Consider the following 11,665-nt stretch of genomic DNA (forward strand, 5'->3'; position numbering starts at 1 on the left):
TTTTTAATGCATCGTTTGCCATTTTGCAGAATTTAAGAAACCATTCGCACCGTATTTTAGTACCACTAAAAAACAATACCCGCTCTTAAGCCGGGAAACAGCAGACACAACCGAGGATCTATGGCAGAGAAAAAACCGGAGCTACAGCGTGGGCTGGAAGCTCGTCATATCGAACTGATAGCGCTGGGCGGCACTATCGGCGTGGGCCTGTTTATGGGCTCCGCAAGCACGCTCAAATGGGCAGGCCCTTCCGTATTACTGGCGTATATCATCGCCGGGCTGTTTGTCTTCTTCATCATGCGCTCGATGGGCGAAATGCTCTTTCTGGAGCCGGTAACCGGCTCCTTCGCCGTTTACGCGCACCGTTATATGAGCCCGTTCTTCGGCTATCTGACGGCCTGGTCATACTGGTTTATGTGGATGGCAGTAGGGATCTCAGAGATTACCGCGATAGGGGTTTACGTCCAGTTCTGGTTCCCGGACATGGTCCAGTGGATACCCGCGCTCATTGCCGTGGGGCTGGTGGCCCTGGCAAACCTGGCAGCCGTGCGCCTTTACGGTGAAATCGAGTTCTGGTTTGCGATGATCAAAGTCACCACCATCATCGTGATGATTGTTATTGGTCTGGGCGTGATTTTCTATGGCTTTGGCAACGGCGGGCACGCCATCGGTTTTGGCAACCTGACTGAACATGGCGGCTTTTTCGCTGGCGGCTGGAAGGGTTTCCTGACGGCACTGTGTATCGTTGTGGCCTCGTATCAGGGCGTGGAGCTTATCGGTATTACCGCTGGTGAAGCGAAAAACCCGCAAGTTACGCTGCGTAGTGCAGTGGGTAAAGTGCTGTGGCGTATCCTGATCTTCTATGTGGGCGCGATCTTCGTCATTGTCACCATCTTCCCATGGAACGAAATTGGCACGACGGGAAGCCCGTTTGTTCTAACCTTCGCCAAAATTGGTATCACGGCGGCGGCGGGTATCATCAACTTTGTGGTCCTGACAGCAGCGTTGTCAGGCTGTAACAGTGGAATGTACAGCTGCGGGCGTATGCTTTACGCGCTCTCGAAGAATAACCAGCTGCCTGCGGCGATGAGTAAAGTCTCACGTGCTGGCGTTCCGGTTGCGGGTGTGGCGGTATCTATTGTGATTCTGCTGATTGGCTCTTGCCTGAATTACATCATTCCTAACCCGCAGCGCGTGTTTGTTTATGTCTATAGCGCCAGCGTACTGCCGGGCATGGTGCCGTGGTTTGTTATCCTCATCAGCCAGCTGCGTTTCCGCCATGCGCACAAAAAGGCGATTGAAAGCCATCCGTTCCGCTCGATTCTGTTCCCGTATGCGAACTATTTAACGATGGCGTTCCTGATTTGCGTATTAATCGGAATGTACTTTAATGACGATACCCGCATGTCGCTGTTTGTCGGGCTGATCTTCCTGGCGGCAGTGACGGCTGCGTATAAGCTTTTTGGCCTGGGCCGCCGTGGCACCACCCAGAAAGTGGAGGAATAAGCGGCAAAATGTGCAAACCATAACCAAACGCGCATTTTTTTCAAAAAAGCACTAGACAGCGGGGACGGAGGTACGTAATATCCAGCCCCGCAACGGCGCTAAGCGCCCGTAGCTCAGCTGGATAGAGCGCTGCCCTCCGGAGGCAGAGGTCTCAGGTTCGAATCCTGTCGGGCGCGCCATTTTAGTCCCGGCGCTAGAGCTGCGGTGGTCTGAGAAGTAGTCAGTACCGCGTGAAAGAATACAGTGGTGGCTATAGCTCAGTTGGTAGAGCCCTGGATTGTGATTCCAGTTGTCGTGGGTTCGAATCCCATTAGCCACCCCATTATTGAAAGAGTTGTGAATTGCGAAGGTGGCGGAATTGGTAGACGCGCTAGCTTCAGGTGTTAGTGTCCTTAGGATGTGGGGGTTCGAGTCCCCCCCCTCGCACCACGACTTTTTAAATGAATTGAACTAAAAATTCAAAAAGCAGTACATCGGCGAGTAGCGCAGCTTGGTAGCGCAACTGGTTTGGGACCAGTGGGTCGGAGGTTCGAATCCTCTCTCGCCGACCAATTTTGAACCCCGCTTCGGCGGGGTTTTTTGTTTTCTGCGCCTTTTTATCCCTGTAGTGATCCCCCGACAGCGTCCTTTTTTATTGTCGCAATTCAGCGACGCACAACGTATTGAAAATTAACAAAATAACTATTTATGGGTTTTGTTGTCTCCTCCAGGCGACATATACCCGCCTTTTCCCGATACGTTGTAGAGCTTAAGACGGGGCTTAACAGCATAATTTCCTTTTATCTTAAAATGTTGCGCGGTGTAAAAGTTCGGAGTGTTATGTTGGCACGTTACGTGCAATAATATGCGTGTAGATGCTCATTCCATCTCTTATGTTCGCCTTAGTGCCTCATAAACTCAGGAATGACGCAGAGCCATTTACGGTGCTTATCGTCCACTGACAGATGTCGCTTCGGCCTCATCAAACACCATGGACACAACGTTGAGTGAAGCACCAAATATGTTGTCTTACAGACCTGTTTTAACGCCTGCTTTTATAGCAGGCGTTTTTTTATGTCTTACTCCCGATAAAAGCACATGATCAGAGCAACGGTCAGCAGAGCCACTGACGAGACGGTATAGAGTGCCTGTACTGAGCCAAACCCGGTTGCCACCATCGCTGCGGTGCCAGTGAAAAGAGAGGCGCTGAGCGTTTGCCAGCGCCAGGCTTTACCGCTGGCTGAAGCGGTTTGCGTGGCATCAAAGCTACTAAGAACAGCAAACGTGCCAGCCGCAAAGAGAACATTCGAAGCCAGATGTGCGATAAAGATCATCCCCAGCGCACAGGCCACCCATCCGGACAAAAACGGAAGCATGCCATAAGCGGCCAGAAAGATGCCGAGACAAACGATGATTCGCGGTGTGTGGGCAGCAAAGCGCGCCAGGCTGTCTCTTTTTAGCAGCATGGGGCCGCAAAGTTGTCCCATACTCCTCGCGAAAAGCAGGGGCAGAGCAAGACCCGCCGCATTCTGAGGATGGATCTGTTGCACGAGTGCCGGAAGGAGCGCCATCGCCGGTGAACCGACGGCTGCCAGCGCCGGGAGGATGAGCAGGCTGCGTTTTTGCCGACGGGTCAACGTTAGCCAGCGTAGCGCCGCAGGCGCTGTCTCTTCATCAGGGGACGGGAGTGATGGTGCTGAAAACTGGCGCTCAGTCAGCCACAGCATTAACAGTGACCCGAGAAAGCTGACGGCATCAATAGCCAGCAGTGTAAACACGGATGTCTTCTGGAACAGCACTACGCCCAGTCCGGTACCTAACAACACCTGAGAAGCAAAAATCACAGTTTCCAGACTGGTTGCCGCAGGTAGCTCCGCTTCACTGAGGCCGCGCTTAAAGAGCAATGTCAGCGCCGGCCAACTCATCCCGCTGAGCAGCGCTTCAGTGGATTGCACGGCGAGTAACGCGGCAATGCTGTGATAACTCACGCCAAACAAGGGAAAGAGCAGGGCGAGCAAGCCTAGTCCTTCAGTCAGTATCAGCAGAGATATTGGAGAATAGCGCGAGCACAGCTTTTCACCGATCAGGCTACCGACAAATCCTGGTACCGTAGCGAAAAGAAAAGCGAGGGTTAGCAGTGCTGGCGGGGCTGACCACGATAACAGCAAACCGAAGACCACAACCTGGGTTAAACCATTTCCCAGCGAAGTAAAGATAAAAGCACAGGCAAGCAGGCGCAGCCAGCGGTGGCCGCACAGCGCTTCAATAAGCGCATACAAAAGCGAGTTCATTAAGATTTCCTTTCAAAAACGATTTAGTCCACGCTGCAGAATGTGCGCGTGTGTGAAAAAGGTTAATGAAAAGACATCGTTACATTGGCGGGTTCGCTTGCAGATGTGGGTACAAAGAATGTAGCAGGTGAAGGGCGATAAAAAAAGGAGGCCATTTGGCCTCCTGTTTATTTACTGCTGGGTACCGTTGTTTTGCAGGGTCAACAACAGCCCGTCACGCCGCATGGCGGCTGCCTCTTCGGGCTTATGCTGCTTGTCCAGCGTATCGGCAAGCCATGCGTAGTCAAACGCATCCGGACGCTGTTTCAGTGCTGCGCGGAAGGCGAGGCTCGCTTCCTGCCATTCCCCATGCTTCATCAGCGACTGACCCAGCGTGCTCCACAGCAGCGGACGGTCACCGACAGTTTTGATCTGCTGACGTAACACTTTTTCAATCTGCTCAGGATTATTGGTTTTCAGACGCGGGATCACCATCACCAGTCGATCGTCATACTGGCGTTTGAGACCGTCGAGAAGGATCTCCTGCGCGGTGTCATGATCGTCACATTCAATAAGATGTTCTGCCATTGCCACCTGCAGTGGGATCTGTTGACGCGTTTTCCGGCTCTGATTCTTCCACCAGGTTTTCAGACCGTCGCTGCCCAAATCGGCGCGTGCCTGATCCATCAGGCCAATCCATGCCAGGCGCTGAAGTTCATCACGATGTTCATCATCACCCACTTCGGCCTTCGCCATTGATGGAATGATATCCAGCAGTGAACCCCATGCACCGGTCCGAATATACGCCTGCTCAGCAAGACGCAGAACTTCCGGGTGACGTGGCGCAATTTCCAGCAGACGGTCGATACCGTGGCGTGCAGCGTGATTTTCATTGCGTGCCAGTTGCAGACGAACACGCGTAATTTCCACCGGAATCGGGTCGTTAGACGCCAGTTCAGACGCACGTTCCAGATGTTGATTAGCGCGGACTTCGTCACCCCGCTGTTGCGCGGCTTCCGCAGCCAGCAAATAGTTCACAACTGGCTGTTCGGCATGATCGGCGTTTTTTGACATCAGCTTTTCAACCTGCTGATAGTCACCTTCCGCAAGTTTCAGCAGTGCCTGTTCGGTTTGCTTACGGGCGCGGCGGCGCTTACGACCTACGAACCAGCCACGCGTATGCGCGCCGGTGCGGAAAATACGGCGCAGGATCCACTCGACAGCAAACAGCACTACCACACCGAGGATCAGAATGATCACCAGACCCGTTACGCTGGTTTCGATGTTGTAGTTATCGGTCTGGATCAGGACGTAACCCTGATGACCGGCAAGCATCGGACCCAGCACGATCCCGGCGATCAGCAGGATGAAGAGTAAGAGGACTTTTAGCATCATTACTCTCCTTGCGGTGCGCTTTCAGGCGCGGGTGCAGGAGCGGCTCCGCCAGTTTGCTCAGCCGGTACACCTGGTTGTGCCAGCAAATTACGCACTCGCGTCTGCATCAGCTTCTCCAGAATCGGCTGGCTTTCCAGCTTATCTGGCACGTTCATGGTGATGTTCTGTTGGCTCAGTTTATCAATGTCTTCGAGGAAGGCGGTGGTGGTCGCATCATCGGTATTGTAGTAAGCGCGTACCCACGTAGAGACGTTATCCAGTGCTTGTTTGTACGTCTCTTCCTGATGACGTGGCACGGCCTGGGCGGCAACCAGCAGGCGGGAACGAATGTTTTCGCGCAGATAAACATCCTGATTCGGTGCTAACAGCGGAACGGCGGTTTCGTCGCGACGGCGGATAGTGATAAAGCTGTCCATAAAGTTCTGCCAGCTTTTTTGCAGGTTCACACGCCATTCACTCAGGGAGCTGGAAAGCTCGGTGCCGTCGGAATCCATCGGGGAGTCGTCGTCGTTGTTATCTGCCAGCTGCAGGTTATCAATCTGATTCGATAGCTGATTCACTTTGAGGATAATGCCATCGTAATCCACCTGTGAGACGGCGGAGAGGCTGGCGATGTCTTCGGTGATCGCGCGACGTGCGGTGATGAGGCTTGGATCGTTCATGTCCGCCAGGCTCGCATCGGCACTTTTCAGCAGTGCAGCGGCAGTGGTGACATCCTGATCGCTCCAGAGCTTACGCCCGGCGAGCTTCACCAGGAAGTCAGCCTGGGAGAGCAGCCAGGTTTTAGCATCGGTGCCGGAGATCGTCGCCACTTTCTGCTGCACATCGCCCAGCTGTTTGGTCAACTCTTCTTGTTTACTGTTCGCATCGGCGAGTGCGGTTGCCTGCTGTTTAATCACCGCTTCCAGTTCGGTTTTCTGTGTCTCTTGCGCTTTTTGCAGAGCCGTAAGCTGATTCACCAGTGCGTCGCTGGTGGCCGTCTGGTTAGCACTCTGTTGTTTCACCAAACCGTACAGGCCAACGCCGGCCGCCAGCGCAATAGCGATGGCAATCGCGCTCAGCGCGAGGCTTTTTTTGTTGCTGCCGTTTTTCTTCTCAGCGATGTTCTCTTTCGTCTCTGGCTGTGGCGTCGCGTCCACAGTCTCCCTGGTCTCTTCAACCACGGCGGAGGATTTATCGTGTTCCGTCATTATGGCTTCCCATTTGAGAGTTATTGTAATGCGCGCAGCAGCGCATCGTTGTCGGCGTTATCAGCGATCCGAATATCCTGCCAGCCCAGTTCCCGGGCCTTGTTCGCCAGACGCTCACTGACGACCAGAAGTCGACAGCGGAGTAACCAGTTTTCGCGATACCAAAGCGGTATCAGTGTCCAAAGCTGTTGTAACATTTCACCGCTGGTCACCACCAGCGTATTAATGTCGCGCGCGTACCAGCGCATCGCCTCTTCCACACCATCGTAGTGTTTTGCACAGCGCTGATAACACTCAACGAACGTGACATCAGCTCCACGCTCCAGCAGCGTTTCACCCAACAGTTCACGTCCGCCGTTACCGCGTAAAATCAGTGCACGTTTTCCGGCAATAGTTTGTAATTCAGGTAATTGTAGCAAGACTTCGCTGATTTCCCGATCTAACGGGTAACGCACATCCGCACCGCTGACGGTATGCAAAGCCAGCGCCGTCGAGCGGCCAATCGCGAAATAGCGGGGGGCGGTTGGCCAGGTCAGACCTTGCTGTTGCAGCTGTGCGTGGGCAAATTCCACGGCATGTTGCGACAGCGCGAACAGCAGATCACCTTCCTGAAGGGTATTCATCTGGTCGTCGAGCACAGACAGCTCCCGACCCGGGGAGAACTCAATAAGCGGAAAACTCCAGGCCACCTGCCCCAGTGCGCGCAGACGGCTCACTAATTGCTCTCCTGCGGGAGAAGGGCGGGTGACAAGAATACTCATGCAGGGGGTTCTCCATTATAAACGTCAGCCAGAATCTCGCGGGCGCCGTTATCCAGTAACTCTTCTGCCAGGGACACGCCAAGCTGCTCGGCATCCTGTGCTTTGCCGCGACGTTCACCGCGTACCATCTGCGAACCGTCCGGTGCGCCAACCAGTGCACGCAACCACAGCTCGCCGTTAATTAATTCAGCATAGCTGCCAATCGGCACCTGGCACCCTCCTTCGAGGCGGGTATTCATCGCACGTTCGGCGTTTACGCGAATAGCGGTCTCGTCATGGTTCAGAGGGGCAAGGAGTGCGCGGGTTCGCGCATCGTCCAGACGGCACTCAATGCCGACCGCACCCTGGCCCACGGCTGGCAGCGACAGCTCCGGTGGCAATGCCACACGAATGCGCGACTCCAGGCCCAGACGCTTCAGACCCGCCACCGCAAGAATAATGGCATCGTAATCGCCGTTATCCAGTTTGCTCAGACGCGTGCCGACGTTACCGCGCAGCGAGCGAATGATCAGGTCCGGACGACGCTCTGCCAACTGACACTGACGGCGTAAACTGGACGTGCCAACCACACTGCCCTCAGGCAGCGCATCAAGCGAGTCATAGTGGTTAGAGACAAACGCGTCACGCGGGTCTTCGCGCTCGCAGATCGTCACCAGCCCCAGTCCTTCCGGAAACTCGACGGGTACGTCTTTCATCGAATGTACGGCAATATCAGCGCGGTTCTCAAGCAATGCCAGTTCCAGTTCTTTGACAAACAGGCCTTTGCCGCCCACTTTCGCCAGCGGGGTATCAAGGATCACATCACCACGCGTGACCATCGGCACTAGCTCGACGCGCAATCCAGTGTGGCAGGCTTCAAGGCGCTGCTTCACATAATGTGCCTGCCAGAGCGCAAGAGGGCTTTGGCGTGTGGCAATTCTCAAAACATTGTCTAACATGCTTGTTACCGTCATTATCAATCGCTAACCATCCTAACATTGTTGACTCTGGGATGGCAGTTTTACGGTTGATGAAGAGTGAGAGGGACAAGGCGGCGTATTCGTCAGCCATAGCCGTATTCAGGAATTTACACGTACAGAACGGTGCTACACTTGTATGTAGCGCATCTTTCTTTACGGTCAATCGGCAAGGTGTTAAATTGATCACGTTTTAGACCATTTTTTCGTCGGTACCACCAAAAATGATAAGGGCGAAAAAGGGTAACGGTTATCTTTTTGAAATACTGCGGGTCCGCTGTTATTCGTGTTTTGAATAGTTTGCGACACCCGGAAACATCAGGCGATACGTCTTGTACCTCTATATTGAGACTCTGAAACAGAGACTGGATGCCATAAATCAACTGCGTGTGGATCGCGCGCTTGCTGCTATGGGCCCTGCTTTCCAGCAGGTATACAGTCTGCTGCCGACATTATTGCACTATCACCATCCTCTGATGCCGGGTTACCTCGACGGTAACGTTCCCCAGGGCATCTGCCTTTTCACGCCTGATGAAACCCAACAGCATTATCTGAACGAGCTGGAACTCTACCGTGGCATGCCGCCACAGGAGTCCCCGAAAGGTGAACTGCCGATTACTGGCGTTTACTCTATGGGAAGTACCTCATCGGTAGGGCAAAGCTGTTCTTCTGACCTGGACATCTGGGTCTGCCATCAATCCTGGCTCGATAACGAAGAGCGTCAGCTGTTGCAGCGCAAATGCAGCCTGCTGGAGAGCTGGGCTGCGTCGCTCGGCGTGGAAGTGAGTTTCTTCCTGATTGATGAAAACCGTTTCCGTCATAACGAAAGCGGCAGTCTGGGTGGTGAGGACTGCGGCTCGACCCAGCACATTTTGTTGCTGGATGAATTTTACCGTACTGCCGTTCGTCTGGCCGGTAAGCGTATTCTTTGGAATATGGTGCCGTGCGAAGAAGAAGAGCATTACGACGATTACGTTATGTCGCTGTATGCGCAGGGCGTGCTGACGCCAAACGAATGGCTGGATCTGGGCGGCCTGAGTTCCCTGTCGGCCGAAGAGTACTTTGGCGCGAGCCTCTGGCAGCTCTATAAGAGCATTGACTCCCCGTATAAAGCGGTGCTGAAAACGCTGCTGCTCGAAGCCTACTCCTGGGAATACCCTACGCCGCGCCTGCTGGCGAAAGACATCAAACAGCGTCTGCACGATGGTGAGATTGTCTCCTTCGGGCTTGATGCCTACTGCATGATGCTCGAACGCGTCACCGAATACCTGAAAGCCATTGAGGACACCACGCGTCTTGACCTGGTGCGTCGATGTTTCTATCTCAAAGTCTGTGAAAAATTGAGCCGCGAACGCGCCTGCGTTGGCTGGCGTCGTGAAGTGGTCAGTCAGTTAGTCAAAGAGTGGGGATGGGACGAAGAACGTCTGTCCATGCTCGACAACCGCGCCAACTGGAAAATCGACCAGGTGCGTGAAGCGCACAACGAATTGCTTGATGCGATGATGCAAAGCTACCGTAACCTGATCCGCTTTGCGCGCCGCAATAATCTCAGCGTCTCCGCCAGCCCGCAGGATATCGGGGTGTTGACCCGTAAACTGTACGCTGCGTTTGAAGCGCTGCCAGGTAAAGTCACGCTGGTTAACCCGCAGATTTCGCCTGACCTGTCTGAACCGAATCTGACGTTTATCTATGTGCCGCCGGGACGCGCGAACCGCACCGGGTGGTATCTGTACAACCGTGCGCCAAGCATGGATTCGATCATCAGCCATCAGCCGCTGGAGTATAACCGCTACCTGAACAAGCTGGTGGCCTGGGCCTGGTTTAATGGCCTGCTGACTTCACGTACCCGTTTGTTCATCAAGGGTAACGAGGTCGTCGACTTAGCCAAACTGCAGGAGATGGTAGCGGATGTGTCCCATCACTTCCCGCTGCGCCTGCCTGCGCCAACGCCAAAAGCGCTCTACAGCCCGTGTGAAATCCGCCATCTGGCGATTATCGTCAACCTGGAATACGACCCGACGGCGGCTTTCCGCAATCAGGTGGTCCATTTTGATTTCCGCAAGCTGGACGTCTTTAGCTTTGGCGAGCAGCAAAATTGCCTGGTGGGCAGCGTTGACCTGCTGTACCGCAACTCGTGGAACGAAGTGCGTACCCTGCATTTCAACGGCGAGCAGGCGATGATCGAAGCGCTGAAAACCATTCTCGGTAAGATGCACCAGGATGCCGCGCCGCCGGACAGTGTAGAAGTGTTCTGCTACAGCCAGCATCTGCGCGGGTTGATTCGTACACGTGTGCAGCAACTGGTCTCTGAATGTATTGAACTGCGTCTCTCCAGTACCCGTCAGGAAACCGGGCGCTTTAAAGCGCTGCGCGTCTCCGGTCAGACCTGGGGCTTGTTCTTTGAACGTCTGAACGTGTCGGTACAGAAACTGGAAAACGCCATCGAATTTTATGGCGCAATTTCGCACAACAAGCTGCATGGCCTGTCCGTGCAGGTGGAAACCAACCACGTCAAACTGCCGCAGGTGGTGGATGGTTTTGCCAGCGAAGGGATTATTCAGTTCTTCTTTGAAGAGTCGGGCGATGATGCTGGTTTCAACATCTACATTCTGGATGAGACCAACCGTGCTGAGGTCTACCACCATTGTGAAGGCAGTAAAGAGGAGCTGGTGCGCGACGTCAGCCGCTTCTATTCCTCTTCACACGACCGCTTCACCTATGGCTCAAGCTTTATCAACTTCAACCTGCCGCAGTTCTACCAGATTGTGAACGTCGATGGCCGCGTGCAGGTGATCCCGTTCCGGACCCAGGCCGTCACGCCTGCCGTGCCTGCAAATCAGGACACTACGCCGCTGTTGCAGCAATATTTCTCCTGAGTCTTTTCGCCCGGTAAGCGTAGGCGCCACCGGGCAACAAAACTACCTGAAACTCACGACCTCACCCGCCTGCGCGGTCGCCGCCTGCTCCAGCAGATCCCAGAACGTAACGCCGCTACGGTCGCAAACCCATTCACCGTCTTTCAGGTCGAAATGGTAGCCACCCTGTTTGGCAGCCAGCCATACCTGGTGAAGCGGCTCCTGACGGTTAATAATAATTTTGCTGCCGTTTTCGAAGCTCAGGGTCAGGATACCGCCGTTGATTTCACAATCGATATCGCTGTCGCCGTCCCAGTCGTCGAGACGTTCTTCGATGGTCATCCACAGGTTGTCGGCAAGGCGATGGAATTCACTGTCGTTCATAGTTTTGTTCCTGTTTTTCGTGATGGCGGCAGTATAACGCTAAATAATTCCCGTTGCAGGAAAGCGGCAAACTCTTGCTTTTGTGTCTTCTCCTGCGATGATAGAACCAGATTTGAACTTACGGGCAATTTTATAATGAAAAACGCTTTTCGAACGCTTGCCGTTCTCATCACGCTGTTTAGCCTGACTGGCTGTGGACTGAAAGGACCACTGTATTTCCCGCCAGCGGATAAAACCGCACCGCCGCCGACGAAACCTGTGCAAAGTGGCATTGAGTCTTCTACGCCAGATACTAACGATCGTGGCGACAACGGTGGCCCGACTCAGGTTAATCTCTGACGACAACGTTCTGTACCCGCGCAATGGAGC

Annotated in this window: 9 protein-coding genes and 4 tRNA genes; 7 read left to right on the forward strand and 6 right to left on the reverse strand. The window is 54.0% G+C overall.

Features of this window, described 5'->3' with window-relative positions; all coding sequences use genetic code 11:
- Positions 1-120: 120 nt before the first annotated feature.
- The 5 genes from thrP to HED65_RS19890 all read left to right on the forward strand — a co-directional run bounded on the left by thrP (position 121) and on the right by HED65_RS19890 (position 2,057).
- On the forward strand, positions 121-1,506 hold the full coding sequence (gene thrP, locus HED65_RS19870) for a bifunctional threonine/serine APC transporter ThrP (RefSeq protein ID WP_114979865.1): 1,386 nt from the start codon (positions 121-123) through the stop codon (positions 1,504-1,506).
- Positions 1,507-1,608: 102 nt separating this feature from the next.
- Positions 1,609-1,685, forward strand: a tRNA-Arg gene (locus tag HED65_RS19875).
- 67 nt (positions 1,686-1,752) lie between these two features.
- A tRNA-His gene (locus tag HED65_RS19880) sits at positions 1,753-1,828 on the forward strand.
- Between the two features lie 21 nt (positions 1,829-1,849).
- Positions 1,850-1,935 (forward strand) — tRNA-Leu (locus HED65_RS19885).
- 45 nt (positions 1,936-1,980) lie between these two features.
- Positions 1,981-2,057: transfer RNA gene (locus HED65_RS19890), tRNA-Pro, on the forward strand.
- Positions 2,058-2,564: 507 nt separating this feature from the next.
- Here the strand turns inward: HED65_RS19890 and HED65_RS19895 are convergent.
- The 5 genes from HED65_RS19895 to hemC all read right to left on the reverse strand — a co-directional run bounded on the left by HED65_RS19895 (position 2,565) and on the right by hemC (position 8,039).
- Positions 2,565-3,776 (reverse strand): MFS transporter, encoded by a 1,212-nt coding sequence (locus HED65_RS19895; protein WP_114979866.1) that lies wholly within the window; start codon positions 3,774-3,776, stop codon positions 2,565-2,567.
- 171 nt (positions 3,777-3,947) lie between these two features.
- On the reverse strand, positions 3,948-5,147 hold the full coding sequence (gene hemY / locus HED65_RS19900; protein ID WP_114979867.1) for a protoheme IX biogenesis protein HemY: 1,200 nt from the start codon (positions 5,145-5,147) through the stop codon (positions 3,948-3,950).
- Positions 5,148-5,149: 2 nt separating this feature from the next.
- Positions 5,150-6,340 carry a uroporphyrinogen-III C-methyltransferase gene (gene hemX / locus HED65_RS19905; protein WP_114979868.1) on the reverse strand — a complete coding sequence of 397 codons (1,191 nt, stop codon included), beginning with the start codon at positions 6,338-6,340 and terminating at the stop codon, positions 5,150-5,152.
- Positions 6,341-6,360: 20 nt separating this feature from the next.
- The gene (gene hemD / locus HED65_RS19910) at positions 6,361-7,101 is read right to left on the reverse strand and encodes a uroporphyrinogen-III synthase (protein WP_114979869.1); all 741 of its coding nucleotides are present in this window, start codon (positions 7,099-7,101) and stop codon (positions 6,361-6,363) included.
- Positions 7,098-8,039, reverse strand: a complete 942-nt coding sequence (hemC, locus tag HED65_RS19915) for a hydroxymethylbilane synthase (protein WP_147279812.1) — start codon at positions 8,037-8,039, stop codon at positions 7,098-7,100. Before hemC ends, hemD begins: the two co-directional genes overlap by 4 nt.
- 350 nt (positions 8,040-8,389) lie before the next feature.
- On the opposite strand from hemC, the gene cyaA reads away from it, so the two are divergent.
- Complete coding sequence (gene cyaA / locus HED65_RS19920) at positions 8,390-10,933, forward strand: class I adenylate cyclase (RefSeq protein ID WP_114979871.1); 2,544 nt, start codon at positions 8,390-8,392, stop codon at positions 10,931-10,933.
- Between the two features lie 42 nt (positions 10,934-10,975).
- Here cyaA and cyaY read toward each other — a convergent pair whose 3' ends face one another.
- Complete coding sequence (gene cyaY / locus HED65_RS19925; protein WP_028018192.1) at positions 10,976-11,296, reverse strand: iron donor protein CyaY; 321 nt, start codon at positions 11,294-11,296, stop codon at positions 10,976-10,978.
- 135 nt (positions 11,297-11,431) lie between these two features.
- Here cyaY and lptM point away from each other — a divergent pair, with 135 nt between their 5' ends.
- Positions 11,432-11,635 carry an LPS translocon maturation chaperone LptM gene (lptM, locus tag HED65_RS19930; protein WP_028018191.1) on the forward strand — a complete coding sequence of 68 codons (204 nt, stop codon included), beginning with the start codon at positions 11,432-11,434 and terminating at the stop codon, positions 11,633-11,635.
- Positions 11,636-11,665: the final 30 nt, after the last annotated feature.

Origin of the sequence: Pantoea sp. LS15 (genome assembly GCF_012241585.1) — a bacterium.
GTDB lineage: Bacteria > Pseudomonadota > Gammaproteobacteria > Enterobacterales > Enterobacteriaceae > Enterobacter.

Excerpts from the sequence above, each read along its gene's own strand:
- thrP (WP_114979865.1), top strand. The coding sequence starts at position 121 with ATGGCAGAGAAAAAACCGGAGCTACAGCGTGGGCTGGAAGCTCGTCAT.
- HED65_RS19895 (WP_114979866.1), bottom strand. The coding sequence starts at position 3,776 with ATGAACTCGCTTTTGTATGCGCTTATTGAAGCGCTGTGCGGCCACCGC.
- hemY (WP_114979867.1), bottom strand. The coding sequence starts at position 5,147 with ATGCTAAAAGTCCTCTTACTCTTCATCCTGCTGATCGCCGGGATCGTG.
- hemX (WP_114979868.1), bottom strand. The coding sequence starts at position 6,340 with ATGACGGAACACGATAAATCCTCCGCCGTGGTTGAAGAGACCAGGGAG.
- hemD (WP_114979869.1), bottom strand. The coding sequence starts at position 7,101 with ATGAGTATTCTTGTCACCCGCCCTTCTCCCGCAGGAGAGCAATTAGTG.
- hemC (WP_147279812.1), bottom strand. The coding sequence starts at position 8,039 with ATGTTAGACAATGTTTTGAGAATTGCCACACGCCAAAGCCCTCTTGCG.
- cyaY (WP_028018192.1), bottom strand. The coding sequence starts at position 11,296 with ATGAACGACAGTGAATTCCATCGCCTTGCCGACAACCTGTGGATGACC.
- lptM (WP_028018191.1), top strand. The coding sequence starts at position 11,432 with ATGAAAAACGCTTTTCGAACGCTTGCCGTTCTCATCACGCTGTTTAGC.